The 26,664-nt window shown below is 64.9% G+C and carries 21 protein-coding genes; 15 read left to right on the top strand and 6 right to left on the bottom strand.

Going from position 1 to position 26,664, the window contains the following annotated elements; genetic code table 11:
* Positions 1–53: 53 nt before the first annotated feature.
* Positions 54–2,987: a beta-phosphoglucomutase gene (pgmB, locus tag CLG96_RS00820; protein WP_107965971.1), complete on the bottom strand. Its 2,934-nt coding sequence runs from the start codon at positions 2,985–2,987 to the stop codon at positions 54–56.
* A 167-nt stretch (positions 2,988–3,154) separates the two neighbouring features.
* Complete coding sequence (locus CLG96_RS00815) at positions 3,155–4,186, bottom strand: LacI family DNA-binding transcriptional regulator (RefSeq protein ID WP_107965970.1); 1,032 nt, start codon at positions 4,184–4,186, stop codon at positions 3,155–3,157.
* Between the two features lie 529 nt (positions 4,187–4,715).
* On the opposite strand from CLG96_RS00815, the gene CLG96_RS00810 reads away from it, so the two are divergent.
* Positions 4,716–6,509, top strand: a complete 1,794-nt coding sequence (locus CLG96_RS00810; RefSeq protein ID WP_107965969.1) for an aromatic amino acid ammonia-lyase — start codon at positions 4,716–4,718, stop codon at positions 6,507–6,509.
* A gap of 4 nt (positions 6,510–6,513) precedes the next feature.
* Here the strand turns inward: CLG96_RS00810 and CLG96_RS00805 are convergent, their stop codons facing one another.
* Complete coding sequence (locus tag CLG96_RS00805; protein ID WP_243395550.1) at positions 6,514–7,551, bottom strand: GlxA family transcriptional regulator; 1,038 nt, start codon at positions 7,549–7,551, stop codon at positions 6,514–6,516.
* A 59-nt stretch (positions 7,552–7,610) separates the two neighbouring features.
* On the opposite strand from CLG96_RS00805, the gene CLG96_RS00800 reads away from it, so the two are divergent.
* The 7 genes from CLG96_RS00800 to CLG96_RS00770 are packed head-to-tail and all read left to right on the top strand — an operon-like array spanning position 7,611 to position 14,820.
* The gene (locus tag CLG96_RS00800) at positions 7,611–8,864 is read left to right on the top strand and encodes a sarcosine oxidase subunit beta family protein (protein ID WP_107965968.1); all 1,254 of its coding nucleotides are present in this window, start codon (positions 7,611–7,613) and stop codon (positions 8,862–8,864) included.
* 12 nt (positions 8,865–8,876) lie between these two features.
* Positions 8,877–9,137, top strand: a complete 261-nt coding sequence (locus tag CLG96_RS00795; RefSeq protein ID WP_107965967.1) for a sarcosine oxidase subunit delta — start codon at positions 8,877–8,879, stop codon at positions 9,135–9,137.
* Positions 9,134–12,079 (top strand): sarcosine oxidase subunit alpha family protein, encoded by a 2,946-nt coding sequence (locus CLG96_RS00790; protein WP_107965966.1) that lies wholly within the window; start codon positions 9,134–9,136, stop codon positions 12,077–12,079. The genes CLG96_RS00795 and CLG96_RS00790 overlap by 4 nt, the downstream gene beginning before the upstream one ends.
* Complete coding sequence (locus tag CLG96_RS00785; RefSeq protein ID WP_107965965.1) at positions 12,072–12,671, top strand: sarcosine oxidase subunit gamma; 600 nt, start codon at positions 12,072–12,074, stop codon at positions 12,669–12,671. Before CLG96_RS00790 ends, CLG96_RS00785 begins: the two co-directional genes overlap by 8 nt.
* A gap of 35 nt (positions 12,672–12,706) precedes the next feature.
* On the top strand, positions 12,707–13,567 hold the full coding sequence (gene purU / locus CLG96_RS00780) for a formyltetrahydrofolate deformylase (protein WP_107965964.1): 861 nt from the start codon (positions 12,707–12,709) through the stop codon (positions 13,565–13,567).
* Between the two features lie 4 nt (positions 13,568–13,571).
* Positions 13,572–14,441: a bifunctional methylenetetrahydrofolate dehydrogenase/methenyltetrahydrofolate cyclohydrolase FolD gene (folD, locus tag CLG96_RS00775; RefSeq protein WP_107965963.1), complete on the top strand. Its 870-nt coding sequence runs from the start codon at positions 13,572–13,574 to the stop codon at positions 14,439–14,441.
* Complete coding sequence (locus tag CLG96_RS00770; RefSeq protein ID WP_243395549.1) at positions 14,434–14,820, top strand: dihydroneopterin aldolase; 387 nt, start codon at positions 14,434–14,436, stop codon at positions 14,818–14,820. The genes folD and CLG96_RS00770 overlap by 8 nt, the downstream gene beginning before the upstream one ends.
* Positions 14,821–14,833: 13 nt before the next feature.
* On the opposite strand, the gene CLG96_RS00765 is transcribed toward CLG96_RS00770, so the two are convergent.
* Positions 14,834–15,967, bottom strand: a complete 1,134-nt coding sequence (locus CLG96_RS00765; RefSeq protein ID WP_107965962.1) for an aminomethyl transferase family protein — start codon at positions 15,965–15,967, stop codon at positions 14,834–14,836.
* A gap of 208 nt (positions 15,968–16,175) precedes the next feature.
* Between CLG96_RS00765 and CLG96_RS00760 the strand changes: the two genes are divergently transcribed.
* From CLG96_RS00760 to CLG96_RS00740, 5 genes are all read left to right on the top strand, one after another.
* A complete protein-coding gene (locus CLG96_RS00760) occupies positions 16,176–16,757 on the top strand; it encodes a dimethylamine monooxygenase subunit DmmA family protein (protein ID WP_107966753.1) in 582 nt (193 codons plus the stop codon).
* Positions 16,754–17,701: a PDR/VanB family oxidoreductase gene (locus CLG96_RS00755; protein ID WP_107965961.1), complete on the top strand. Its 948-nt coding sequence runs from the start codon at positions 16,754–16,756 to the stop codon at positions 17,699–17,701. The genes CLG96_RS00760 and CLG96_RS00755 overlap by 4 nt, the downstream gene beginning before the upstream one ends.
* 11 nt (positions 17,702–17,712) lie before the next feature.
* On the top strand, positions 17,713–18,774 hold the full coding sequence (locus tag CLG96_RS00750; RefSeq protein ID WP_107966752.1) for a heme-dependent oxidative N-demethylase family protein: 1,062 nt from the start codon (positions 17,713–17,715) through the stop codon (positions 18,772–18,774).
* A gap of 206 nt (positions 18,775–18,980) precedes the next feature.
* Positions 18,981–19,640 carry a helix-turn-helix domain-containing protein gene (locus CLG96_RS00745; RefSeq protein WP_107965960.1) on the top strand — a complete coding sequence of 220 codons (660 nt, stop codon included), beginning with the start codon at positions 18,981–18,983 and terminating at the stop codon, positions 19,638–19,640.
* Between the two features lie 241 nt (positions 19,641–19,881).
* Complete coding sequence (locus CLG96_RS00740) at positions 19,882–21,159, top strand: ammonium transporter (protein ID WP_107965959.1); 1,278 nt, start codon at positions 19,882–19,884, stop codon at positions 21,157–21,159.
* A 52-nt stretch (positions 21,160–21,211) separates the two neighbouring features.
* Here CLG96_RS00740 and CLG96_RS00735 read toward each other — a convergent pair whose 3' ends face one another.
* Both CLG96_RS00735 and CLG96_RS00730 read right to left on the bottom strand, forming a co-directional pair.
* Positions 21,212–23,503, bottom strand: a complete 2,292-nt coding sequence (locus CLG96_RS00735; protein ID WP_243395548.1) for a trimethylamine N-oxide demethylase — start codon at positions 23,501–23,503, stop codon at positions 21,212–21,214.
* Between the two features lie 7 nt (positions 23,504–23,510).
* Positions 23,511–24,863 carry an NAD(P)-binding domain-containing protein gene (locus tag CLG96_RS00730; RefSeq protein ID WP_107965958.1) on the bottom strand — a complete coding sequence of 451 codons (1,353 nt, stop codon included), beginning with the start codon at positions 24,861–24,863 and terminating at the stop codon, positions 23,511–23,513.
* A 244-nt stretch (positions 24,864–25,107) separates the two neighbouring features.
* Here CLG96_RS00730 and CLG96_RS00725 point away from each other — a divergent pair, with 244 nt between their 5' ends.
* Both CLG96_RS00725 and CLG96_RS00720 read left to right on the top strand, forming a co-directional pair.
* Complete coding sequence (locus tag CLG96_RS00725) at positions 25,108–25,971, top strand: class II glutamine amidotransferase (protein ID WP_243395547.1); 864 nt, start codon at positions 25,108–25,110, stop codon at positions 25,969–25,971.
* The gene (locus tag CLG96_RS00720; protein ID WP_107965956.1) at positions 25,971–26,660 is read left to right on the top strand and encodes a GltB/FmdC/FwdC-like GXGXG domain-containing protein; all 690 of its coding nucleotides are present in this window, start codon (positions 25,971–25,973) and stop codon (positions 26,658–26,660) included. Before CLG96_RS00725 ends, CLG96_RS00720 begins: the two co-directional genes overlap by 1 nt.
* The last annotated feature ends 4 nt before the right edge of the window (positions 26,661–26,664 follow it).

Below are 26,664 nucleotides of genomic sequence, written 5' to 3'. Positions count from 1 at the left end.
TAATTCCGGTTTACCGGTTTGATTTTGTTATCAATTCAGTCTTATTGCATAGACTATGCCGGAAGATATCGCTCCAATCGAAGACGAGCGATAGTCGAGATAATGATATCGGCATCGGGCAGGTCGGTGGGATCACCTATGCCGATAGCACGCATTCCTGCCGCCCGGATCGCCGCGATGCCGGCTGCGGCATCCTCGATGCCGACCGCTTCGTCGGGCTCCACGCCGAGCGCTTTCGCCGCGGCGAGGAAGATGTCCGGCGCGGGCTTGCCTCGTGCGACATCGCTGCCGTCAACCACCGCATCGAACAGGCTGGCGATTCCGAGCCGTTCGATGAGGAAGCGGGCATTACGGCTGGACGAGGCGAGCCCGACCTTCAGCCCGAGCTGGCGAGCCGCCACCAGCGCGCGCCGAGCGCCCGGCAATAGGCGATGCGGCCCATAGGCCTCGATCGCCTCGCGATAATAGCCGTTCTTGCGTGCCGCCAGCCGCTGCCGCTCGGCCAGATCGGGATCGAGCCCGCCATGGCGAAGGATGAGATCGAGCGATCCCATCCGGTCGACTCCCTTCAGCCGCTCGTTGAAGGCGCGGTCGATCGAGATGCCGAGTTCGGCTGCGAGCCGCTGCCAGGCAAGGAAATGCTCCTCGGCGCTGTCGGTCAGCACGCCATCCAGATCGAAGATCGCCGCGCGGAAATGGCCCGGCTCGGATGCGGGCAGCACTGGCGGGCGTGGCGCGATCGGACGGACGAGCGAAGCATCGCCCGTTACCGTCACGAGATCCCCGTCGATCAGCAACGGCAGCGAGGCTCCTTCGGGCACGGTGAAGGTGCAGCTGTCGCCGCTCACCGACACCTCGATCCGCACGCCGCGCCATAGCATCGTGAAGCTATAGCCCTCCCAACCCGACGGCAGGACGGGCGCGAAGCGGGCTGGCCGTTCATCGGTGCCGGGCCGGAAGCCGGCAAAGCCCCAGACCAGAGCGAGCCACGATCCGGCCATGGCCGCCATATGCGCGCCATGGGTGGTGTTGCCATGCAGATTGTCCAGATCGACACGCGCCGTCTCCTCAAAATGGAGCAGGGCATCGTCGAGCAGCCCGATCTCGGCTGCGAGGATGGCGTGCGTCGACGGCGACAGCGTCGAATCATGCACCGTGCGTGGCTCGTAATAGGCATAGTCACGTGCCTTGCGGGCGAGCGGGACGTCCGTGCCATCGAGAACATGCGCAAGCACCACCGCCGCCTGCTTGAGCACCTGATGCCGATAGAGCGTCAGCGGATGATAGGAGAGAAGGAGCGGCTTATGGCCGATCGGTTCGGCCAGGAAATTCCATTCGGGCTTGGCGAGGAAGGTCGCGTCCTGCGGAGTGACGGCGGTATCGTCATGCGTGGCAAAGGCATCGGCGGCGTGGCGCCATCCGGATATCTCGTCGGCATCGAGGCCGATCCGCTCGGCGAGCGCGGCAAGAAATTCCGGCGCCTCCGCACCCATCTCCGCGAATAGACGCGCGGCATAGCGTAGATGCCGCGCCGCCATGCGATCGGTGTAATAATCATTGTCGACCAGCGCGCTATATTCGTCCGGTCCCGTCACCGCCGCGATCGAGAAGATGCCGTTACGATCATAGCGGCCCGCCGCGATCCAGATCCGGGCGGTTTCGAACACCGTTTCGGCGGCGCCAGCCTCGCGTAGCGAACGATCGCCGGTCGAGTGCTCATAATATTCCAGCGCGAAGGCGACCGCGCCGTTGATATGATATTGGGCCGATCCCGAGGGGAAATAGGCCGAGCCCTCCCGCCCGGCGATCGTCCGCCATGCGAAAAGCGCGCCGGCCGGGTGATTGAGCTCGCGGGCATGATGGCGCGCAGCCGGGAGCGTCGCGATGCGCCAGGCGAGATGATTGCGGGCGAGATGCGGCGCCACGAGCGCCAGCACAGGGATCAGGAAGGTCTCCGCATCCCAGAAGACATGGCCTTCATAACCCTCGCCGGTCAGGCCCTTCGCCGCATAGCCGGACAAGCCATCGCGTGGAGCGTTCTGCATCAGATGGAACAGGTTGAAGCGCAGCGCTGCTTCCAGCCGGGGATTGCCGGGCAGTGCGACCTCGGCGCTGTCCCACAGCGCCGTCATCGCTGCTTCATGGATCAGCTGGTCCGCCACGAAATCGCCAAGGGAAGGCGGAACCGGCTCGTTCCCATGTGGCGGAGCGTCGGTCTCGTGAATCATCCATTCGACCGTCTTCTTCAACTCGATCGGCATCGCGGCGGAGATCTGGCCGTGAAGGCTCAGGCTGACACCATCCGGATGGGCGGTCAGTATGTCCTCGGCAAAGTCGTGCGTCTGGCGCACATCGACGACGAGGCCGAGCCGCGCAGTCTTGGCGCGGACGTGATTGGCGCTCCGGTGGAGCGTCCGCATCCGCACGCCGCCTGATGTGCCGATGCGCGGATCATCGTCGACGCTCACCGTCTCGACATCGGTATCGATATAACTGCGCAGGCTGATGGGAGCTTCGCCCGCGCTGATCGACAGCTTAAGGGCGATCGAGAGGCGCGCCTCGTCGCGAGCCGTGATGAAGCGTTGCGCGGCGACTTCGACAGTACGACCGTCAGGCAGTTCATAGATGCTCGTCCGCGATACCGTTCCGCCGCCGAGATCGAGCTGCCACTCTTCGCTAAGCGGGGAGAGGTGAGCGAGATCGACATCGCCGACCGTGATGCGCACTGGCGTGCCGTCCGGCACCGGCACGCGCGTTTCGCTGGCGCTCGCGAAACCGGTAAATCCTTCATGATAAGAAATGGGGGCGAGATCGAAGACACGCGCCATGAAGCAAATGGCGGTGCCGTCCGGGCGTTCCTCGACATTGCCGCGGACACCAAGCGCGCCATTGGACAAAGCAAATTGTGTAGCTAATAGCGCGTTGCACGCACCAGTGCGCCTGATCGTCCAGTCGTGCATGCGACTGGTACGCCGAAACAGCGTCATGCCCCCCTCCCCGTCTTGTCACCATTATTGATCCGGTGACTTGTGCATATTCTCAGACCAGATGTTATCCATGTCAAGACATCGATAACATAAATCCAAATGGGCATGAGAAGGGAGAGCCGGCCCGATCAGGATTTCGATCGGGGTCCTCGTAAGCTACGGAATTTTCAGGTTTGACGTTCGACGAGCGCAGTCGGAAGCGAATGGCTGGTCGTGCGTTTGCCGGCGACGACCGCGAGGATGCGATCGGCTAGGATCAGCCCGCCCTCGCTCCAATTCTGAGCGACCGAAGTGAGCGGCGGTTCGGTCGTCAGAGCCACCGGCGAATCATCGAAGCCGACGATCGAGAGTTGCTCTGGTACATTGAGGCCGCGATCGGTGGCGGCGCGCAGCGCTCCCGCTGCCATGAGATCGTTCGCCGCGAGGATCGCGTCGACCTGCTCACCCGCATCGAGGAGCCGGCCTATCTTGCGGCGAGCCTCGGCGAAATCGAACGCGCAGCGCACCAGCCGCACTTCCCTGCCGTCGAAGGCGCTGGCGAAGCCGTCGAAGCGATCGCTGATTTCCGGGTAATCGGGATCGCCCAGGAAAAGCGGAGCGGTACGGCCCTGCCTGTAAAAGCGAGCAGCTACGGTCTTTCCGGCTTCGATATTGTCGCTGCCCACGAACACATGGTTGCGCCCGCCATGTCCCGCGCCCCACACCACGAATGGCACAGAATATTGTTCGAGCAGTTGTACCGCCGCATCGTTCGCGCCCTGACCCAGCAGGATCGCGCCGTCGGCATGGCCGATCCCGTCGCGATCCAACGTCTTCAGCGTCGTCAGCAGCATGCTGTAGCGCCGCTCCGACAGGCGCTGCAATATTCCGCCGATCAGGCCAAGAGGATAGGGGCCGGACATCGGCCGCTCGCTTGTTGCCCGCATGTCGACAATCACGGCGATCGTGTGACTGCGCTTTAAACGCAGGCGGCGCGCATCGACATTGAGGCGATAACCCTGTTCAGCAGCGATACGACGAATTCGCTCGCGGGTTTCCAGCGCGACAACAGTATTGTCTTTCAAGGCACGAGATACGGTAATCGCGGTAACTCCGGCGAGCTTGGCGATGTCCGCCATGGTCGGCGGCCGCGAGGGATCTCGTGGCTTGTCTTGATCTTCGGCCAAATCCTGTCCTGCTCGTTCGTCTATCGACAACATACAACCCGTAAACAATTGCACGCAATGTTCGACCGAGCAGGTACGTCAGGTCTATGGCCGCGGGCAGCGTGAGGGCGAGGTCGTCCGATTTCGCGACCGGCAAGCAAGCCGCAATTTCGTTCCGATTCTCCTGAAATCAAGCGGTTGAGCCCGGCCAAGAGGCTTCCGGGACCCATCGAGCTCGCCAGCATGATTAATTCAGGAAACTTTCTTGACTAAAGAGAAAATGAGTGCTGTTCTCTGATGCGGTTGGCGGCGGATATGCAGTCGCATCGAACAAATTGGGGGGCAGGATGAAGCGGGCGACATGGGCCTCGGCTGTTGCGCTACTATGCCTTTGTGAAATGCACGCGCCGGATGGCGATAGAGGCCCCGTTAATCGACCCAACAGGCTCGACCGCAAGAAAATAAGGTCGCTTACAGGCGTCGGGCGACGTGATCCGGCGGACCTGCATGTCTTGGTTTGATCCTGAATTTCAATTCAATCTGTCCAAGTCACGGCGAAATCCATTCAGAACCGGGGGTGAAGATGAGGAAAGTATTCCGTAAATTCCTGTTGGCGTCGATCGTTCTTGGAATTGGTTCTTCTTCTCCGGCATTGGCGGAGGTCGCCATCTCCGGCCCGTCGGCCTACACGCCGATCCGCTACGATCGCGCCGACGAGACGGTGACGATGACGGGGCATGACCTGACGATCGATCAGCTCATTCGCGTCGCACGGCACGGCGCGAAGGTGGCCTTGTCGCCCGAGGCGCGGCAGCGTTCGGCCGATGCTTATGGCTTGCTGCTGCAAGGCTCGGCGGAAGGCGTGAGCATCTATTGGTTCAACCGCGGCGCCGGCTCGCAGCGCGAGACGGTGATCTTTTCGGGCGATCCGACCGCGCCCGAAAATGCCGCCAAGCTGCGCGCGCGGCAGCGCGCGTCCTTCGGCTGGCGCGGTGGCTATGGACCCGAAGTGGCGCATGAGGATCTGGTGCGCGCGATGATGGCGATCCGCGTCAACACCATGTCCTATGAGGCGGCGAGCCCCGGCCTCACCCAGGCGCTGATCGATCTGCTCAACAACCGCATCACGCCCGTGGTGCAGAGCCGCGGCACGCTGGGCGAGGGCGATCTCGCCATTCTCGGCCAGGTCGGCTCAGCGATGGTGGGCGAGGGCGAGGTCTATTATCGCGGCGTGCGCATGCCGGCGGCGCAGGCGCTGAAGGAAGCGGGGCTGAAGCCGTTCGAGCCGTTCGGCGCGGATGATGCGGCGCTGATCAGCACCAACGCCTATGCCGTCGCCCATGCCGCCTTGCTCGTGGAGGATGCGCGCCAGCTGCTGGAATGGACCGACCTTTCGACCGCCATGGCGCTGCTCGGCATGAATTCCAGCGTGACGCCCATCTCGATGCCGGTCCAGTCCAACCGGCCCTATCCCTGGCTGAATTGGGATGCGGCGCGGGTGATGGACATGATCCGCGGCAGCTATTTGTTCGATGGCGATCCCAAGCGGATCATCCAGGATCCGGAAAGCCTGCGCGCCTCCACCCAGCGTGCCGGATCGGCCTGGCAGTCCTGGGCGGAGCTGCGCGATACGCTGATGATCGCGATGAACTCGTCGGATCATAATCCCGCGGTCCGGCCCGGCCTGAAGCCCACGGATTCATGGGAGCTCTCCACGCCGCAGATGATGCGTTTCTATGTGAAGGGCGGAAAGCTGAGCAACGGCAAGTCCGGCTATATCTTCTCCAACGCCAATTGGGATCCCTATCCCATGGCCAACCAGATCGAGGCCTTCACCATCGCGCTTGCCAATCTCGGCGTGGCGGTGGCGCAGCGGATCGATCGTTTCGGCAATCCCTTCTTCACCGTGGTCAAGCCGTCCGACGTGCTCCCGCCCGAACAGGCGCGGGAGATGGCTTTCGGCGGCGGCTATCTGCCGTCCGATCTGTGGATCGAGCTGGCGGGCCTCATCACGCCGGTGACGCCGCAGGGGCAGGCCATCGTTTCGACGGTGGAGGATCTGCAGGCCGAGACGCGGCTGAAGGTGGTGCGTGCCCGCGAGGCGGTGGATGTCGCCACCCATTTGCTGGCGCAGGACATCATCACCGCCAGCAACTGGATGGAAGTGCGCAAGGCGCAGGATGCCTCGCGCAATTTCGGTAATGCGCCGGCAGCGGCATCGGCGGCGCTGCGCAAGGCGCTGGCGTCCGGCGAAGGCCGCCTGCCGCCGGGCATGCGCGCCTATCAATTCCTGAAGAGCATGCCTGCCAGCAGCTTCTATCCGGGTGGTCCGGCGCAGCCGCCGGCTGCGCCCGTGCCCTTGGTCGGCAAGCGCTGACCGCTCATGCCCGCCTGCGGGCGGGCATCGTGCCATGCCGCGCATGCGACGGCGTCATGCCGAAGCGTGCGCGGAAGGCGCGGGAAAAATGGCTGCTGTCGGCAAAGCCGCAGGCGATAGCGATCTCCACTCGGCCAAGCTCCGTCTCGCGCAGCAGCCGCATCGCCGCATCGAGCCGCAGGCCGAGATATTCGCGGCCGATCGTGCGTCCGACATGGGCGGCGAACAGCCGCTCGAGCTGGCGCACCGTCACCCCCGCCGCCGCCGCCAGCGCCTCGCGCGGCAGCGGTTCGGCCAGATTGGCCTCCATCGCCGCCAGTGCCGCGGCCAGGCCCCGATGGGCGATGCGATAGCGCCGCGCGACCGGCGCGCGCTGCGCACCCCCGCCTTCGCGCGTCTGGGTGCGGATATACCATTCGCCGACCTTCGCCGCGAGCGCGGGTCCATGCGCATCGCCGATCAGCTCGATGGCGAGATCGAGCCCCGCCGTGCCGCCTGCGCAGGTCAGCCGGTCGCGGTCGATCACATAGAGGCTGGGCTCGACATCGAGTTCGGGAAAGGCCTCGACGAAGGCCGGCTCATGCTCCCAATGGATGGTGCAGCGAAAGCCCTGGAGCAGCCCGGCGCGCGCGAGCAGCCATGGCCCGCCGGATACGCCGCCGATGCGCACCCCGCGCGCGGCGGCATGGCGCAGCAGGGCGAAGGTGGCGCGATCGCGAAAGCCGGCGGGATTGCCGCCCGCGCAGACGAATAGCAGGTCGAGCGGCTCGGCCCGGTCCAACATGCCTTCGACGAGGATCTCGATCCCGTTGGAGGCACGCGCGGGTCCGCCATGCACCGAAAAATGCCGCCAGCTGTAAAGCGTCGTGCCCGAGAGCATATTGGCCGCGCGGAACGGCTCGATTACCGAGGCATAGGACATCAGCGCGAAATCATCGATCAGCAGGAATCCGAGCCGGGCCGATCGGCTTCCAGGCATGATGTCGCTTTCGGTCATGAAATAGTCGTTCCTGGACGCGATGACGCTCTCAATATCGGGCATTGTTCATTTTACCAAGTGTGAACGGTTTTCACTGTTGGTGAAGGGGTGCTGGCGGCGACATGCGCTATTCGATCTTCAGCCTCGCGCGGCAGGCGCTGTCGGGCCACCGCGGATGGCGGCCCGCCTGGCGCGATGCCGCGCCGAGGGACGCCTATGATGTGGTGATCGTCGGTGGCGGCGGCCATGGGCTGGCCACCGCCCATTATCTCGCGCGCAACCATGGCATCACCAATGTCGCGGTGATCGAGAAGGGATGGATTGGCGGCGGCAATGCCGGGCGCAACACCACCATCATCCGTTCCAATTACGGCCTGCCCGGCAACATCCCCTTCTACGAATGGTCGATGAAGTTGTGGGAGGGGCTGGAACAGGATCTGAACTATAATGCGATGGTCAGCCAGCGCGGCGTGCTCAACCTCTATCATAGCGATGCGCAGCGCGACGCTTATGTGCGGCGCGGAAATGCGATGCGGCTGCATGGCGTCGATGCCGAGCTGCTCGATCGCGAGGGCGTCCGCCGCATCGCCCCCTTCCTGAATTTCGACAATGCGCGCTTTCCGATACAGGGCGGGCTGCTTCAGCCGCGCGGCGGCACGGCGCGGCATGATGCGGTCGTCTGGGGCTATGCCCGCGCCGCCTCCGCGCGCGGGGTGGATATAGTGCAGAATGCCGAGGTCACCGGCTTCCTGCGCGGACCCGGCGGGCGGATCGCCGGAGTCGAGACCAGCCGGGGCACAATCCGCGCGAACAAGGTGGCGGTGGCGGTGGCCGGCAACAGCTCGCGCGTGGCGGCGATGGCGGGCTTCCGCCTGCCGATCGAAAGCCATGTGCTGCAGGCCTTCGTCAGCGAGGCGCTGAAGCCCCTGATTCCCGGCGTCATCACCTTCGGCGCAGGCCATTTCTACGTCAGCCAGTCGGACAAGGGCGGGCTCGTCTTCGGCGGCGATATCGACGGCTACAATAGTTACGCCCAGCGCGGAAACCTGCCGGTGGTGGAGGATGTGTGCGAGGGCGGCATGGCGATCATGCCGATGATCGGGCGCGCCCGGCTGCTGCGCTCCTGGGGCGGGATCATGGACATGTCGATGGATGGTTCGCCGATCATCGATCATGCGCCTGTGCCCGGCCTCTATCTCAATGCCGGCTGGTGCTATGGCGGGTTCAAGGCCACGCCGGCCTCCGGCTGGTGCTTCGCCCATCTCATCGCCCGCGACGAACCCCACCCCGTCGCCACGGACTTCCGCCTCGATCGCTTCGCCGCCGGGCGAATGGTCGACGAGAAGGGCCAGGGCGCCCAACCCAATCTGCACTGAGAGGGCGAGCCGATGCGCGTAAAATGCCCCTATTGCGGTGACCGGGACGTCCACGAATTTGTCTATCGCGGCGATGCCGCCCCGGTGCGACCGGCAGCGGATGCCGGCGAAGCGGCCTTCGCGGACTATGTCTATCTGCGCGACAATCCGGCCGGGCCGATCGCCGAGCATTGGTATCATGCACAGGGCTGTCGCAACTGGCTGGTGGTGGAGCGCGACACGCGCAGCCATGCCATCGCGGCCGTGCGCCTGGCGCGGGAGGCGGCACGATGAGCCGGCTGGCCGCGGGCGGGCTCATCGACCGTTCCCAGCCCCTTCGCTTTCGCTTCGATGGTCGGGACTATGGCGGATTTGCCGGCGATACGCTCGCCTCCGCGCTCATCGCCAACGATGTGCGGCTCGTCGGCCGTTCCTTCAAATATCACCGGCCGCGTGGGCTGCTGACCGCAGGCGCCGAGGAACCGAACGCGCTCGTCACCCTGCGCGCCGGTGCCCGCGCCGAGCCCAACAGCCGCGCGACGACGATCGAGCTCTATGACGGGCTGGAGGCGAAGAGCCAGAATCGCTGGCCCAGCCTGGGTTTCGATCTGATGGCGGTGAACGGGCTCATGTCGCCGCTGTTCGTCGCGGGTTTCTATTACAAGACCTTCATGTGGCCGGCGGCGCTGTGGGAGAAGTTGTATGAGCCGCTGATCCGCCGCGCAGCGGGGCTGGGGGCGCTGTCCGGCGCGCCCGACCCGGACCATTATGACAAGGCCCATGGCTTTTGCGACCTGCTGGTGATCGGCGCGGGGCCGGCGGGGCTCGCGGCGGCGCTGGCGGCGGGACGGGCGGGCGCACGCGTCTTCCTTCTCGAGCAGGAGAATGAGCTGGGCGGGCGGCTATTGTCCGAACGGCATGAGATTGACGGGCGGCCCGGCCATCTCTGGGCGCGCGAAGTGGCGGACGAGCTGTCCGCCTTGCCCGAAGTCACGATCCTGCGGCGCACGACCGCCTTCGGCGTCTATGATGACCGCAGCTATGGCGCGATCGAGCGCGTGGCGGATCATCTGGCGGAGCCGCTGCCCGGCCAGCCGCGCCAGCGGCTGTGGAAGATCGTGGCGAAGCGCACCATCCTCGCGGCCGGCGCGATCGAGCGGCCGATCCTGTTCGGCGGCAATGATCGGCCCGGCGTGATGATGGCGTCCGCCGTGCAGAGCTATGTCAACCGCTTCGCCGCGGTGCCGGGCCGCCGCATCGCCCTGTTCACGACCAGCGACAGCGGCTGGCAGGTGGCCGCCGATCTGCGCGCGGCGGGCGTGGAGGTGGCAGCGCTGATCGATCCGCGCGAAGGCGCGGCGCCGATGGCACTGCCGGACGTGCCGCTGTTCGCCGGTGGCACGGTGACGAGCACGCATGGCAGGATACTGCGGTCGATCGGCGTGCGCGCTGCCGGCGGACGTGTCACCCGTATCGCGGCGGATGTGCTGGCGATGGCGGGCGGCTGGAATCCGGCGATGGGGATAGGCTGCAATCTGGGCAGCCGGCCCATCTGGTCGGAGGCGATCCACAGTTTCGTGCTCAAGGCTCCGCCGCCGGGCATGGCGCTGGCGGGAGCGGCGGCAGGGCGCTTCTCGCTTGCCGAGACGATCGGCGACGGGTTGCGCGAAGGCATGGCCGCCGCCGCCGATATGGGCCATGAAGGGCACGCACCGCCGATGCCGCGCACCAGCGACGACAAGGCAGGCGTCGCGGCGCCATGGCATGTGCCGGGCGGACGCGGGAAGGCCTTTGTCGATTTCCAGCATGACGTGACCGACAGCGACATCGCCCTGTCGGTGCGCGAAGGTTTCCGTTCGGTCGAGCATCTCAAGCGCTACACGACGCTCGGCATGGCGACCGATCAGGGCAAGACCAGCCAGGTCAATGCCCATGCGCTGCTGGCCATGTATAGCGGCAAGGCGATCGTCGAGGCCGGTACGGTGCTGTCGCGCCCGCCCTATCTGCCGGTGGCGATCGGCGCTTTCGCCGGCCATCATCGTGACGCCGATTTCCGTCCCGTGCGATTGACCGCCGGCCATGGCTGGGCGGTAGAGCAGGGGGCGCGCTTCGTCGATGCCGGCCAGTGGAAACGCGCGCAATGGTTCGCGCGGCCGGGCGAGACAGGCTGGCTGGAAACCGTGTCGCGCGAGGCGCGGGCGGTGCGCAGCGGCGTCGGCCTCTGCGACGTTTCGACGTTGGGCAAGATCGAGCTTTCAGGCGCGGATGCGGGCGTGCTGCTCGACCGGCTCTACATCAACAACTTCTCGACGCTGAAGGTCGGTCGGGCGCGCTATGGCGTGATGCTGCGCGAGGACGGCATCGTCATGGACGATGGCACGACCACGCGGCTGGCCGAGGATCGCTATTTCCTCACCACCACCACGGCCAATGCCGCGCGGGTGATGCAGCATATCGATTATTGCCGGCAGATATTGTGGCCCGAGCTGGACGTGCAGGCTGTCTCCGTCACCGAGCAATGGGCGCAATATGCGGTGGCGGGGCCGTTGTCGCGCCGCCTGCTGCAATATCTGCTGCCCGATCTCGATCTGTCGAACGAAGCCTTCCCCTTCATGGCCGCCGCCGAGACGCGCTGGCGCGGCGTGCCGATGCGCATCTTCCGCCTCTCCTTCTCGGGCGAGCTGGCCTATGAGCTGGGCGTGCCCGCCGCTTATGGCGACGCGCTGGTCCGCGCGCTGATGGAGGCAGGCCGCCCGCTCGACGCGACGCCCTATGGCACCGAGGCGCTCGGCGTGCTGCGCATCGAGAAAGGCCATGCCGCGGGCAATGAGCTGAACGGCCAGACGACCGCCGCCGATCTTGGTTTCGGTGGAATGATGTCGACCAAAAAGGATTATATCGGGCGGGTGATGGCGGCCCGGCCTGGTCTGACCGATCCCGATCGCCCCGTGCTGATCGGCATCCGGCCGGTGGACCGCGTTTCGCGGCTGGCCGGCGGCGCGCATCTGCTGCCGACGGGCGTGCCCGACATCGCCGCGCATGATGAGGGGCATGTCACCTCGGTCGCTTTCTCTCCGATGATGGACGGTTGGATCGGGCTGGCGCTGCTCCGGCGCGGGCGGGAGCGCATCGGCGAGCATGTCCGCGCCGTCGATCTGCTACGCGGTACCGATGTCGAGGTCGAAATCTGCTCGCCCGTCTTCGTCGATCCGGAAGGAGTGAGGCTGCGTGGCTGACCTTTTCCTGCCTGCTGAAGGAGCCTTCGCGCCCTTCCTCGAAACGCTGTCTCCCTCCGGCAACGGGCGGCTTGTCCTGTCCGAACCGCCGGCACGCGGCATCGCCACGGTGATGGCGCGGGCCGGGCAGGGCGCGGCACTCGCGACGCGCATGAAGGCGCTATACGGCATCGATGTCGAGGATGCGGCCCGCTTCGTAACGGCAGGAGACGTCGCCCTTGTCGGCACCGGTCCGGGCGCCTGGCTGATGCTGCGGGAGGGAGCGGCACCGGACTGGGCGGCGCAACCGGCTGGCGAACTGGATGGGCTCGCCTCGGTCTTCGATCAGTCCTCCGGCTATGCGGTGCTGCGCCTGGGCGGCGCGGGGGCGGCGACCTTGCTGTCGCGCGGGGCCTTCATCGACATGCATCCGCGCGCTTTTCCAGTCGGTGCGGCGGCGGTGACCGTGATGTCCCATATCGGCGCGATCCTGTGGCAGCGCGAGGCGGCAGTCTACGAAGTCGCCATCTTCCGCAGCTACGCCGCAAGCTTCTGGCACTGGATCGCCGCTACTGCCGCCGCGAACGGCCTGACGCCGATGCGATCCGCCTGACCCGATATTCCTCCAACCTTCATCCGGAAGCGATCATGGCAAGCGATATCTTTCTGATCACCCTATCCTGTCCCAACCGCCCCGGCATCGTCGCCAAGGTTACGGCCACGCTCTTCGAGCATGGCGGCAACATATTGGAAGCGCACCAGTTCGACGATCAGCAGACCGGCCATTTCTTCATGCGCATGGCGTTCAACCTGGCCGATGATGGCGCGATCGGCGCGCTCATCGAGGAATTTCGCCCGATCGCCGAGGCGCATGGCATGGATTGGCAGATCCGGTCGCGCAGCGAGCGCAAGAAGGTGCTGCTGCTGGTATCCAAATTCCACCATTGCCTGGTGGACCTGCTCTATCGCTGGCGCATCGGCGAGCTGAACATGGATGTGGTGGGCATCATATCCAACCATCCGCTGGAAACCTATGCGGGCATCGATTTCGGCGATATTCCCTTCCATCATCTGCCGATCACCAAGGATACGAAGCCGCAGCAGGAAGCGCGGATCAAGGCGGTCGTCGAGGAGACGGGGCCCGATCTGGTGGTGCTCGCGCGCTACATGCAGATATTGTCGGACGATCTGGCTGCCTATCTTTCGGGCCGCTGCATCAACATCCATCACAGCTTCCTGCCCGGCTTCAAGGGCGCGAAACCCTATCATCAGGCGCATATGCGCGGCGTGAAGCTGATCGGTGCGACGGCCCATTATGTCACCGCCGATCTCGATGAAGGGCCGATCATCGAACAGGATGTCGAACGCGTCAGCCATCATGACAGCCCCGAGGATCTTGTTCGCAAGGGACGAGATATTGAGCGGCGCGTGCTGGCGCGCGCGGTGGCCTTCCATCTCGACGGCCGTGCGCTGCCCAATGGCGCGACCACCGTCGTCTTTGCGGATTGAGACGATGGCCGCGATACTTATCGACGGCAAGGCGGTCGCCGCCGCGCTGAGGCAGGAAATCGCCGCCGAGGTCGCCAGCCTTGCCATATTGCGCGAGAAGCCCGGGCTGGCGGTCGTGCTGGTGGGCGAGGATCCGGCGAGCCAGGTCTATGTCCGCTCCAAGGCGAAGCAGACGGTCGAGGTCGGCATGGCCTCGTTCGAATATCGGCTGGAGGCGGAGACCAGCGAGGGGGATCTGCTCTGGCTGATCGGCGAGCTCAACGCCAATCCGGACGTGGACGGGATTCTCGTCCAGCTGCCGCTGCCGCCGCAGATCGACGCGACAAAGGTGCTGCGTGCGATCGATCCGTCCAAGGATGTCGACGGATTCCATCCCACCAATGTCGGCCTGGTCGCCACCGGCGCGGGCGGGATCATGCCCTGCACGCCGCTGGGCGCGCTGTTGCTGCTGCAAAGCGTGAAGACGGACCTGACCGGGCTCGATGCGGTGATCGTCGGCCGGTCGAACATCGTCGGCAAGCCGATGGCGCAATTGCTGTTGGGCGCGGGCTGCACCGTCACTATCGCCCATTCGCGCACGCGCGACCTGCCGGCGCTGTGCCGCCGCGCGGACATAATCGTCGCCGCCGTCGGTCGGCCGGAGATGATCCGTGGCGACTGGATCAAGCCCGGCGCGATCGTGATCGACGTGGGCATCAACCGGGTCGGCGATGCCGATGGCAAATCCCGGTTGGTCGGCGATGTCGCCTTTGCCGAGGCGGAGGCCGTGGCGGGCGCGATCACGCCGGTGCCCGGCGGCGTCGGGCCGATGACTATCGCCTGCCTGCTGCGCAACACGCTGACGGCGGCAAAAGCGCGGCGCGAGCTTGACTGATATCCCCGCAGCGATCGTCGAATCCACGCGCCTGTTCGTGCGCGGGCTGAAGGTGATGGCGCATATCGGCGTGCATCCGCATGAACGCGGGCGGGCGCAGCAACTGCTGATCGACCTCGACATGGATATCGCCCCGGTTCCGGAGGATCGGATCGGCGCGACCTTCGATTATGAGCGTGTGCGCGATGCGCTCGCGGCGACATTGGCATGCGGCCATATCGAGCTGGTGGAAAGCTTCGCTGAACGAATGGGGCGGGCGCTGCTTGCCGCGCCGGGGATCGAAGCGATCGAGATCCGCGTGACCAAGCCCGCCGCGCTCGCGCCCGATGCCGAGGCGGCGGGGGTCTTGTTACGGATGCGGCGGGGGCGGGCCGCCTGAATTCGCCGCCCGGTCAGCCTTTCGCGCTGCGCTTCTTCTTTTCCGGATCGTCGAAGGGCAGCGGCTGCGCGGTTGCTGTCACAATGCCCTGCTTGCCGCGAAGCTCGAGCGGGGTGCCCGCGACGGCGACATCCGGATCGAGCCGCGCGATCGCCAGCGAACGGCCGGTGAGCTTCGATACCATGCCGCAAGTGATGATGCCGACCTTGCGATCGCCCGCATAAAGCGCGTCCGCCGCATCCGCCGGCTGATCGGACGACAGCTCCACGCCGAAGATACGGAAACGCTCCTTGCCCTTCGCGCGATAATGCGCCTCGGCGCCGCGAAAGCCGGTCTTGCCGGGGCTGACCGTGAAATCGAGACCCAACTCCCACAAAGTGTCCCCCGGCCCTTCCTTCTCGAAGGGGTACATTTCCGAATTGTCGTAAGGATAGAAGAGCAGATAGCTCTCCACGCGCAGCAGATCGAGCGCGGTGAAGGCGGTGGGCACGATGCCCAGATCGGCGCCCTCGGCGAGGATCCTGTCCCAGATTTCCACCGCATCCTGCGCGCGGCAGAAAATCTCATAGCCGCGCTCGCCGGTATAGCCGGTGCGCGAGATCATCACCGGCTTCTTGAACAATATGGTCTGCATATGGTGGAAATAGTTGAGGTCGCGTATGCCCGGCACATGGCGGGCGAGGAAATCGACCGCGACCGGACCCTGCAGCGAAATATCGTGCAGATCGTCGTCGAACAGCATGGCGACGTTGCGGCCGGCCGCTTCCGCCGCCAGCATCTCATGCATAGCTCCCGATCCATGGACGACCAGCCAGTCATTGGGCCCTGTGCGATAAAGGATGCAATCGTCGATGAATTTCCCAGCGTTGTTCAGCAGCGTCGCATAGGCCGAGCGGCCGGGCGTGATCTTCTCCACATTGCGGGTGGTGACGCGATCGAGGATCGCCGCGGCATGCGGGCCGACCAGATGGATCTTCTTGAGCCCGGATACGTCCATCAGCCCCGCGCGCGTACGGATCGCGGCATGATCGTCCTGAAGATCCTTCGCATAGGTCCAGGCCGTGCCCATGCCGTTCCAGTCCTCCAGGCTGGAGCCAAGGGCGCGGTGACGGTCGGCAAGGGCGGAATGGCGCCAGGAATTGGTCATCGAAACCTCGCTGGTTGAAACCCATGTCCTGCCCGTCAACTTTACCGAGCAGAAACGATATTGACTTATAGGAACTGTGCGGCGCAGTTGACAAGACTGTTTCCTTAAAAGAAAGTCTTGCGATGTTGCCGACGGGGCGGAGAGAAATGACGCGCATTGTCGCGGGGACGGCGGGGTGGCGCCGGATGACGCCGAGGGCGGGCGCCGCATGAACGATCAGGGCATCAAGAGCCGCCCGGCCTATGCGCCGCTGGCCCGCGATCCGGTGGGACGCACGCATCTTCTGGTCGCCGATAGCATGGCGATACCGCATGCGGCCTTCGCGCCGGGCACGAGTCTCGGTGACTATGACGAATGCTGGACGGTGGAAGGGCATAGCCGCGCCATCCCGTCCGCCATGCCCGACGCGCGGATGCATGGTTTCCGTTCGGCGAGCCACTTGCTGATCGCGCTGCGCCGGCGACTGGCCATGGAATATATGGGCTTTCGCCTGTACGCCATCGGCACCGAGGCTTTCTTGTGGGATGTGGCCGCCGCGGCGGAGGCGGCAGGAATGGGCAAGGAGGAATATGCCCTTTTCCACGCCGGCAGCGGCGCGCGACGCGTGCTGTGCGTCCATTGCCGCACGCTCAACCAGGGCGTCACGACCAACCTTGTCGCCTGCGGGGGCTGCGGCGCGGCGCTGTTCGTGCGCGATCATTTCTCGCGCCGGCTGAACGCCTATATGGGGGTCCAGGTGGATGCCGAGATGCCGGGCGAGCGGCCTGACGTCGAGGAGATCTACCGATGATCCGGCATGATCCGCTGGCGGTGCGCGTGGCGGCGATCGAGCCGCTGTCCGCGACGCTGAAGCGCCTGACCTTGGAATCCGCCGATGGCGGGGCGCTGCCGATCGGATCGGCGGGGGCGCATGTTTCGCTGATCCTGGAAGGCGGCGATCGGCCGTTCCGCAATGCCTATTCGCTGGTGTCCATGCCGGGCGAGCGCGGCTGTTATGAGCTGATCGTGCGGCGGACGGCCGGATCGCGTGGCGGATCGGCCTTCATCCACGAGCGGCTGGGCGAAGGCAGTGTCATCGGCGCGACGGTGCCGCACAATCTGTTTCCCATTCAGCGCCATGCGCGCAAGCATCTGCTGATCGGCGGGGGCATCGGCATCACGCCGCTGCTCTCCTATCTGCCGGCATTGCGGCAGGGCGGTGAGCGGCTGGAGCTGCACCAGATCAGCGCGCGCGACGAGGTGCCGCTGTTCGAGAATTTGCTGGCCCCTCATGCTGCCCATGACGTGCATGTCCATGCCGGGCGGGGCGCGCTCGACCTTTCCGCACTGCTCGCGCGGCAGCCGTTGGGCACCCATGTCTATGTCTGCGGGCCCGCCGCGTTGATGGATCATGTAGAGGCGGCCGCCGCCGCGCTGGGCTGGCCCGCATCACGCGTGCATCGCGAGAATTTCGGGGCGGCGGGGGGCGATCCCTTCACCCTGCGGCTTGCCCGGTCGGGCCGCGAGATTGCGGTGGGGCCGGATCAATCGATGCTCGATGCGCTGGAGGCGGCGGGCGTGCCCGTGCCTTCGCTGTGCCGGGGCGGAGCCTGCGGCGAATGCCTGACGAAAGTGACGGGCGGCGTGCCGGAGCATCGCGACCATTATCTTACCGACCTGGAGAAGGCGGAGGGTGCGCTGGTGATGCCATGCGTGTCGCGGGCGAAGAACGACCTGCTCGTGCTGGATCTGTAGGGGAAATGCCGATGTCCATCGCCTTCAAGACCGACGAGATTTTCCGCGACGGCTTCCGCTACGCCAATAGCGACGCGGCGATACTGCGCTTTCCTTTTCCCTTCGTCGAAGACAGCTACATGTATTCGGTCAATATCGAGCCGCATGTGCGCGGCGGGCCGACGCCCGCATTCGACGCGGTACTCGATATCGACGAACATTATATCGGCGAATGCCGCGAGCGTGCACTGGTCCTGGCACAGGATCCCAATCGCTGCATGGTGCTGCCGCACATGATGGCCGCGCAGTGGGACACGCTGGAGCTCATCATGGAGAGCCTGGCGGCGGATTATCCCGATCATTTCCAGTTGGGGAAGGATGGCGACCGCTGGACGTGGCGCAACCGACTGCTGAACATCGAGGATAGCTTCGTCTTCGGCGCGCCCGAGACGCTGCCGTTCGAGCCCTTCGAATATATCACCCGGCAGATGCAGGGCGATTTCACCCTGCAGGACCAGCGCGACGGCAATCTCTACATGGATGGCGGCATGGTGACGAGCCAGGCCGATTGGTCGCTGGAATTTGATCTGGGCATGACCTTCCACGAATGGCACGGGCCGGTGCCGCTGGCGCACGATCTGGGCGTGTTCGACCGGGCGCTGCAATATCTGCTGCGGCTGCAATATGGCCGGCCGGTGCGGCGGCTGAACTGGACGATGACCGTCAATCCCCGGCTGGATACGTCACCGGAAAATTATCCCTTATGGGGACCGGACCGCACCACCGTGACGCCCGAGAATGTCGGGGACAAGCTTCATCTGCGCGTGGAATTGCAGACGCTGTACCGCCTGCCCCGATCCAATGCGATCCTGTTCAGCGTGCGGGCCTATCTGGCCAGCATGAACGAGTTGGCGCGCGTGCCGAAATGGGGCCGGCGGCTCCATCGCGTGCTGCGCGATATCGATCCCGCGCTGGAGGATTATAAGGGCCTCGGCCGCTATCGGCGGATGGCGATCGAGCATCTGGCGCAATTCGATGATGGCGCGCCGACCGGCAAGGGGATTGCACCGGAAGTGGATGTTTTGCCGGCGTAATGGTTGCTGCGCCGGCCGTGGATTCACCATATATAGGCACATTCGAAGCGTATTCTGTAGGCAATTGGCGGCCTGGTTCGCGGATATTCCGCTCACGGCCAAGGCCATCCGCCATTCGCTTTGCCGCGATCGGGGACCGGGTAATTTCATACGGTCCGCAATCGCCCTAAGGGAGCCCGCAAGATACGAAGAAGGTGCAAGATATCATGGCAAAGATTGTTAGGGATCTGAAGGAGGCGGTGGCGGAGATCGAGGAACTCCGAACCGGCTCCAGCGCGCCAAGCAGCGACCATCGCTCGCTGGAAAAGGCGCTCGGCGCGCAAATCCGGCTGCTGCGGCGGAGGCAGGATCTGTCCGTATCCGATCTCGCGACGGCAGCAGGCATTTCGCTCGGCATGATGTCCAAGATCGAGAATGGCCAGATCTCGCCGTCGCTGACGACGGTACAGTCGCTTGCCGTGGCGCTTTCGGTGCCGATCTCCTCGCTGTTCGCCTCGGTCGAGGATCGGCAGGATTGCTCCTTCGTGCCTGCCGGACGCGGCGTCCATATCGAGCGGCGGGGCACCAAGTCGGGCCATGACTATCAGTTGCTCGGCCATCTGCTGCGCGGCGATGTGGTGGTCGAACCCTATCTCATCACGCTGCACGAAAATGCCGTGCCTTATACCAGCTTCAGCCACGAAGGCGTGGAACTGATCTACATGCTGGAAGGCGAGCTGACCTACCGGCATGGCGGCGAAAGCTATCATCTGCGGCCTGGCGACACGATGCTGTTCGATTCCGGCGCGCAGCATGGCCCGGAACAGCTGCTCGTCCATCCGATGCGCTATCTTTCGATCATCATCTATCCTCGCGCGTCCAGCTGAGGAGGTTGCGGCGCCGTGGGCGAACGGCGCCGCCCGCCTTTCTATATTCCTAACAGGAAACTTGCTTGCAGTAGACTCGCGCCCTGTCTAACCTTCGGCTGTGGGAGGGCCGCCGGCTGGCGCGGTTCCGGGTTTGGCGATGCCTTGCATCGCGCGCGCCCGGCCGCGGCGGCGCCCGATCATGTGCGGTGCGCAACGGACGGGGGGTCGCATGCGTTTGCCACGGTTTGCAATTGCTTGGATGGTAGGGATTCTGGCGGCATCGCCCGCCTTGGCGCAGGGGGTGCCGACGCCGGAACCGAACGGCGCGGACACCGCCTTCGTGGCGACGTGCGCGCTGTTCGTGATGCTGATGATGCTGCCGGGCCTGGCGCTTTTCTATGCCGGGATGGGGCGGGCCAAGAATGCGCTGTCGATCCTGACGCAGGTCTTCGCCAGCGCGGCGCTGATCTGCCTGTTATGGGCGGTTGCGGGCTATTCGCTGGCCTTCGATTCCACGGGGGCATTCCCTGCGGTGATCGGCGGCACCGCCAAGCTGTTCCTCCGCGGCGTCACGCCGGATAGCCTGACGGGCACCATTCCCGAATATCTCTACATCATCTTCATGATGATGTTCGCGGCGATCACGCCGCCGATCATCGTCGGCGCCTTTGCCGAACGCATCCGCTTTTCGGCGGTGATGATCTTCATGCTCCTGTGGTTCCTGATCAACTATGTGCCGATGGCGCATATGGCTTGGGGCGGCGGCTGGATATTCCATCTCGGCGTGCAGGATTTCGCGGGCGGCAATGTCGTCCATCTCAATGCCGGCATTGCCGCCCTCGTCGCCGCCTTCATGGTCGGCCCGCGCCAGGGGCTGGGATCGGCAATGATGGCGCCGCACAATCTCACCATGACGATGACGGGCGGATCGATGCTGTGGGTCGGCTGGCTCGCCTTTTGCGGCGGATGCGCGCTGGCGGCGAACGGCTTCGCCATGCTGATCACCATCAACACGCTGCTGGGCGGTGCTGCAGGCGCGGTTGCGTGGATGGCGACGGAATGGCTGCATCGCGGCAAGCCGAGCACGTTGGGCGTCGTTTCCGGCGCGATCGCCGGGCTGGTAGCGATCACCCCGGCCTGTGGCTTCGTCCATCCGATGGGCGCGATTGCGATTGGCGCGATCGTTTCGCCCATCTGCGTCTGGGCGGTCGATCATCTTAAGCAGCGTTTCGGCTATGACGATTCCTTCGACGTGTTCGGTGTGCATGGTGTGGGCGCGCTGACCGGGGGGCTGTTGACCAGCTTGTTCGCGGCGCCGGCGCTGGGCGGCACCGGCTATGCCGAGGGGCGGGACATCATCTCGCAAATGGGCATCCAGATCTTCGTGATCGGCTTCAGCGCGCTGGTGTCGCTGGTGACGACCTATATCGCGCTCAAGATCGCGGACCTGACGGTGGGGCTGCGCGTGTCCCAGGAGGATGAGCAGGCCGGGCTGGACCTCAGCAGCCATGGCGAAACGGGATATCGGCTGGGCTGAGCCACGCCACCGTCCGGGTTCGGGCCCGGACAGTGGCCGCCGGCGGGACGCGTCAGGCGCGTACGCGTATCTTGTCCGGGTCGTAATGCGGGAAGCGGGTGACGGTGGCGGCGATGCGCTTCTGATGGCCGTCCAGCTTGCCGATCTCGATCGTCTGGCCGATCGTGCCATAAGCGATATCGACCCGCGCCAGCGCGATCGTCCTGTTCAGGATGAGCGAGCGGGTGGCGCTGGTGATGACGCCGATCTGCATGCGACCCGCATAGAGCGGATCGCCATGGCCGATATGTTCCGCCCCCTCCACGTTCAGGCCGACGAGCAGGCGCTGCGGGCTCGCCTTGCGCCGTGCCAGCGCCTCGGCGCCGACATAGGGCGCCGTCTTGCCGGCGGGCACGGTGAAGCCGATGCCGGCTTCGAACGGATCGGTCTGGTCGCAAAATTCATAGCCGGCGAAAGCGAGCCCCGCCTCGATGCGCAGCATGTCCAGCGCATCGAGCCCCAGGGGCAGCATGCCGCGCGGCGCGCCGGCCTCGAACAGCGCATCCCACAGCGCAGGGGCACTGTCCGGATGGCACCAGATCTCATAGCCCAGCTCGCCGGTATAGCCGGTGCGCGAGACGACGACCGGAATGCCTGCGATCCTGCCGGTGGTGAATCGGAACCATTTGAGCTCGGCCACCGTCGCCAGATGGCGCGGCGTTTCCACGATCGGCGCGAGTATCTCGCGCGCAAGCGGGCCTTGGAGCGCGACATTGTGGAGCTGGTCGGTGGAGGATTTGACCCACACTTTCAGCCCATGCTTCGCCGCCAGCTCGCGCAGCCACACGCCGCAATAATCCTCGCCGCACACCCAGCGGAAATTATGCTGGGCAAGGCGGAAGACCGTGCCGTCGTCGATCATGCCGCCGGTTTCATGGCACATGGCGGTATAGACGATCTGGCCGACGGCGAGCTTGCTGATGTCGCGGGTGACGGCCATCTGCATCAGCGCCTCGGCATCCGGGCCGATCACCTCAAACTTGCGCAGCGCCGACAGGTCCATGACAACGGCGCGCTCGCGGCAGGCCCAATATTCCGCCACCGGCCCCTCGCCGGTGAAGCAAGTGGGCAGCCAGAAACCGCGATATTCCACGAAGTTGCGGGTGAGCGCGGCGGTGCGCGGATGGAAGCCCGTCTGGCGGGACAGGCGAGGCGCGGCGTCGGCAGTCATGCGATGGGCTATCCCCGGAGAAAAATCGGTCGTGCGGTCATAGACGCGGACCTGGATATCGGTGGGGTTCCAGCCATTGGCCGGATCGACATCGTCGGCGCAGGAGGAAGAGGCGCAGACGAGATCGGTCAGCGCGCGCAGCAGAACATAGTCGCCGGGGCGCGACCAGGGCTCGTCCATGCCGATCCCGTCGTCCGGCCCGACGATGGTGTTGTAGAAGAAGTTGATCGCCGGCCAGCCCCTGCGCGGCGCTACCCCGAAGGGATCGAGCGCGCGGTTGAAATTGTCGGTGCAATTGTCGTGGCCGGGATAGCCGAGATCATCATAATATTTGCCGTTGCACGCCAGCATGAAGGTGTCGTGCCGGCCCACCGTGTCGCGCACGACTTCCACCAGCGGCTTCATCCGCGCATCGAAATATTTGGAATGAAGGCCGGGGCTGGCGAAGGCCGTGCCCATCAGCGTGCGCGTGGTAACGGCATCGAGGCCATATTCCTCGCCCGCATCGAGCGCGGCGGCATCGAAGGCGAGGAAATCCGAACATTGCTTCCCCTCGACATCGACGATCTGGATATAGTCGCCCGCCGCGACGCGATAGGCGCGTGCGGAGGCCGCCTTCACCCGGAGGTCCAGCTTCGGCGGGGCCAGCAGGGCAGGGGCGTCGGCAGGTGCGGCCGCCGCTCGGAAGATGCGGATATGCAGTTCCGTCGGCGGGTTTTGCGCATCGGGCAGCATTGCCGCGCCGGGTGCTTCCATGACGCAGACGGCACCGGCCGGCGCAGCGAACTCGATTATCGCGCCGGGTGCGCCGCCATCGTCGAACAGCGCGAAGCTGGCAATGCGGCCGGGCCTGTCGGCATCAGCTGCAATCGCACTGAGCAGGCGCATGACCGCGTCGGACGGAGCCAGTGTGGGCACATGATGCGCGGCAAGGGCAGGCAACAGATCCGCCGCCGAGTCCATCGGCGCCAGCATGTGAAGCATGCCGGGCTGCAGGCCTTCCGGATCGGTGATGCGGCAGCGGTCGCCCGGATGCAGCGCGAACAGGCTGGCACCCCCGCCGGCGACGACGAGGCGTTCCTCGCATGTGCCTGTGGCCGAAGCGGCGATGAAGGCCATGGTCTCGGCCGTCACAGGGGGCCTATGCGGCGTCCGGCACGGCGAGGAAGGCAGCGAGCGAGTCGTCCATTGCCTCCATCCATTTGGTATGGTGGACGGGCGCCATATTGCCGGTCAGCACCGAGCGGTAGGATTTGTCGCGATAGCCAAGGATGCTGTGTTCCTTGTCATGCTCCCATTCCTTGAACAGCGCGGCGACGGCATCGACATCGAGGAAGGGGTAGTCGGTGGCGGATAGAAGATCGCGCACATATCCGGTCTGGAAGTCGATCCCCTGGAAGGGATTTTCGATCGCTTCCTCACGCCTGCGCCAATCCAATATATCTGCCTGGCGCGTATCGGCATCGGGCATGGCGATGCGGCCGAGGATCATGTCGCGTGCATACCAGGCCTGCGCGTCGAACATGTTGAAGGTATAATATTGGTCCTGCATGCCGATGTAGAACAGCTTCGGATTCGGCTGCCACGCCACGCCCTTGTAGAGATTGAGCGGATAGAGGCGATTGTTCGTCTTCAGCCGCAGCTCATCCGGCAGGAAGGGAAAATTATGCTGATAGCCGGTGCACAGCACGATCGCGTCGACCTTGCGGCTGGTGCCGTCCGCGAAGAAGGCGGTCTTCCCGACCAGCTTGCGTAGCAGCGGCTTTTCCTCGAAACCTTCGGGCCAGTCGAAGCCCAGCGGTTTCGAGCGATAGCTGAAGGTGACCGAGCGCGCGCCATATTTGAAGCATTGCGTGCCGATATCCTCCGCCGAATAGCTGCTGCCGATCATCAGCATGTCCTTGCCGGCGAATTCGTCGGCGGAGCGGAAGTCGTGCGCGTGCATCACGCGGCCCGGAAAGCTTTCCAGCCCCTCGAAATAGGGGACGTTGGGCGTCGAGAAATGGCCGGAGGCGACGATCACATGATCGAAGGTCTCGCTATGGTCGCGATCGGCCTTCAGATCCTTCACGCGCACGGTGAACAGGCCGCTCGCCTCGTCATAGGCCACCCAGCGGACCGGCGTTTCGAAACGCACATATTTGCGCACGTCGCTCTTCGCGACGCGGCCCATAATATAATCGTGGAGCACGGCGCGCGGCGGATAAGAGGGGATCGGCCGGCCGAAATGTTCCTCGAAGGAATAGTCGGCGAATTCCAGGCATTCCTTCGGTCCGTTCGACCAGAGATAGCGATACATGCTGCCATGGACCGGCTCGCCATAATGATCGAGCCCGGTGCGCCAGCTATATTTCCACAGGCCGCCCCAGTCGTCCTGCTTCTCGAAGCATGTCAGCTCGGGAATATCGGCGCCTTTGCGGCGGGCATTTTCGAACGCGCGCAGCACCGCCAGTCCGCTCGGCCCCGCCCCGATGATCGCAATGCGTTTGGTCATGTACCCTCCCGAATCTTGCGGTCGAGTTTCGTGTCAGTAAAAAAGTTTGTCAATATGCGTCGCCATGCCCAATGGAGCCGAAAGCGGAAGAATCCCGGAAATCCGCCGTTTCCTGCCCTTTGAGTAATTTCCTTAGAAGAAATATCAATTCTCAAGAGTTGACATGCTGCGGAACGTCATTCTAAGCCTCGTGCAGCAATTCACGAGGAGCGTGGACGCTATGTGCGGCATTGTGGGATTGTTTTTGAAAGACCGGACGCTGGAGCCGAAGCTCGGCAGCTTGCTCGCCGGCATGCTTGAGGTCATGACCGATCGTGGCCCCGACAGTGCCGGTTTTGCGGTCTATGGTGATGGCGCCGCCGCGCAGGTGAAGTTCACCATCCGCTGCGCCGACGCGGGTGGCGTCGCCGAGGCTCTGGGCACGGCCCTGGGCGTGGACGTATCCACGACGATCCATGACACGCATGCGGTGCTGACGCTCGGTGCCGAACATGAGGCGGCGGCGCGTGCCTGGTTCCGCGCGGAGCGGCCCGACGTGGCGGTGAACGGCGCGGGACGGCGGATCGAGCTTTACAAGGAGGTCGGCCTGCCGGCGGATGTGTCGCAGCGCTTCGGCCTGGAATCGATGGCCGGCAGCCATGGCATCGGCCACACCCGCATGGCCACCGAATCCGCCGTGACGACCGCCGGCGCGCATCCCTTCTCCACCGGGATGGACCAGTGCCTGGTGCATAATGGCTCGCTTTCCAACCATGCCAGCTTGCGCCGCATGCTGGTCAAGCAGGGTATGACTTTCGAGACGGACAATGACAGCGAGGTGGCCGCCGGCTATCTGAGCTGGAAGATGCGCGGGGGCGCGACGCTGGCCGAGGCGCTGGAGGCCGGGCTCGCCGATCTCGACGGTTTCTATACATTCGTCGTCGGGACGGAGAATGGCTTCGCGGTCGTTCGCGATCCGATTTCATGCAAGCCCGCGGTGATGGCGGAGACCGACGAATATGTCGCCTTCGCCTCCGAATATCGCGCGCTCGCCGGCCTTCCCGGGGTGGAACGCGCCCGCGTCTTCGAACCCGAGCCTGCGCGTGTCTACGCCTGGGAGCGTCACTGATGCAGGTCGTCGATCTGGACAGGAGCACACGCCGCGAATTGAACGCGGAGCTCCACGCGCTCAAGAAGGATACCAACGAAACCCATTGGCGGGTGTTGAATCCCGGCGGGCAGCATGCGCTCGCCGTCGGTCTCGACGCGCCGATCACCGTCGAGATCGCCGGCCATGCCGGATATTACTGCGCCGGAATGAACCGGCAGGCGACGGTCGTTGTCGAGGGCAATGCCGGCGTCGGCGTCGGCGAGAATATGATGTCCGGCAAGGTGCATGTGCGCGGCGATGCCAGCCAGTCCGCCGGCGCCACCGCCCATGGCGGGCTGTTGGTGATCGACGGCAATGCCTCGGCGCGCTGCGGCATATCGATGAAGGGCGTCAACATCGTCGTGAAGGGATCGGTGGGGCCGATGAGCGCCTTCATGGCGCAGGCGGGCGCGCTGGTAGTGCTCGGCGATGCGGGCGATGCGCTGGGCGATTCCATCTATGAGGCGCGCCTCTATGTTCGCGGCGCGGTGAAGAGCCTCGGCGCGGATTGCATCGAGAAGGAGATGCGCGACGAGCATCGCGCCGAGCTGCGCGCGCTGCTCGATCAGGCGGGGCTCAACGGCGAATGCCGTGTCGAGGAGTTCAGGCGCTACGGCTCCGCCCGCACGCTCTACAATTTCCATGTCGACAACGCTGCGGCTTATTGAGGGG

Origin of the sequence: Sphingomonas oleivorans (assembly GCF_003050615.1) — a bacterium.
In the GTDB taxonomy this organism is placed as follows: Bacteria; Pseudomonadota; Alphaproteobacteria; order Sphingomonadales; family Sphingomonadaceae; genus Sphingomonas_H; species Sphingomonas_H oleivorans.
This window is presented reverse-complemented; position numbering and strand designations above follow the sequence as displayed.

Bases quoted from the DNA above. Each gene is read 5' to 3' on its own strand.
- pgmB (WP_107965971.1), bottom strand. From the start codon at position 2,987: ATGACGCTGTTTCGGCGTACCAGTCGCATGCACGACTGGACGATCAGG.
- CLG96_RS00815 (WP_107965970.1), bottom strand. From the start codon at position 4,186: ATGTTGTCGATAGACGAACGAGCAGGACAGGATTTGGCCGAAGATCAA.
- CLG96_RS00810 (WP_107965969.1), top strand. From the start codon at position 4,716: ATGAGGAAAGTATTCCGTAAATTCCTGTTGGCGTCGATCGTTCTTGGA.
- CLG96_RS00805 (WP_243395550.1), bottom strand. From the start codon at position 7,551: ATGCCCGATATTGAGAGCGTCATCGCGTCCAGGAACGACTATTTCATG.
- CLG96_RS00800 (WP_107965968.1), top strand. From the start codon at position 7,611: ATGCGCTATTCGATCTTCAGCCTCGCGCGGCAGGCGCTGTCGGGCCAC.
- CLG96_RS00795 (WP_107965967.1), top strand. From the start codon at position 8,877: ATGCGCGTAAAATGCCCCTATTGCGGTGACCGGGACGTCCACGAATTT.
- CLG96_RS00790 (WP_107965966.1), top strand. From the start codon at position 9,134: ATGAGCCGGCTGGCCGCGGGCGGGCTCATCGACCGTTCCCAGCCCCTT.
- purU (WP_107965964.1), top strand. From the start codon at position 12,707: ATGGCAAGCGATATCTTTCTGATCACCCTATCCTGTCCCAACCGCCCC.
- folD (WP_107965963.1), top strand. From the start codon at position 13,572: ATGGCCGCGATACTTATCGACGGCAAGGCGGTCGCCGCCGCGCTGAGG.
- CLG96_RS00765 (WP_107965962.1), bottom strand. From the start codon at position 15,967: ATGACCAATTCCTGGCGCCATTCCGCCCTTGCCGACCGTCACCGCGCC.
- CLG96_RS00760 (WP_107966753.1), top strand. From the start codon at position 16,176: ATGAACGATCAGGGCATCAAGAGCCGCCCGGCCTATGCGCCGCTGGCC.
- CLG96_RS00755 (WP_107965961.1), top strand. From the start codon at position 16,754: ATGATCCGGCATGATCCGCTGGCGGTGCGCGTGGCGGCGATCGAGCCG.
- CLG96_RS00750 (WP_107966752.1), top strand. From the start codon at position 17,713: ATGTCCATCGCCTTCAAGACCGACGAGATTTTCCGCGACGGCTTCCGC.
- CLG96_RS00745 (WP_107965960.1), top strand. From the start codon at position 18,981: ATGGCAAAGATTGTTAGGGATCTGAAGGAGGCGGTGGCGGAGATCGAG.
- CLG96_RS00740 (WP_107965959.1), top strand. From the start codon at position 19,882: ATGGTAGGGATTCTGGCGGCATCGCCCGCCTTGGCGCAGGGGGTGCCG.
- CLG96_RS00730 (WP_107965958.1), bottom strand. From the start codon at position 24,863: ATGACCAAACGCATTGCGATCATCGGGGCGGGGCCGAGCGGACTGGCG.
- CLG96_RS00720 (WP_107965956.1), top strand. From the start codon at position 25,971: ATGCAGGTCGTCGATCTGGACAGGAGCACACGCCGCGAATTGAACGCG.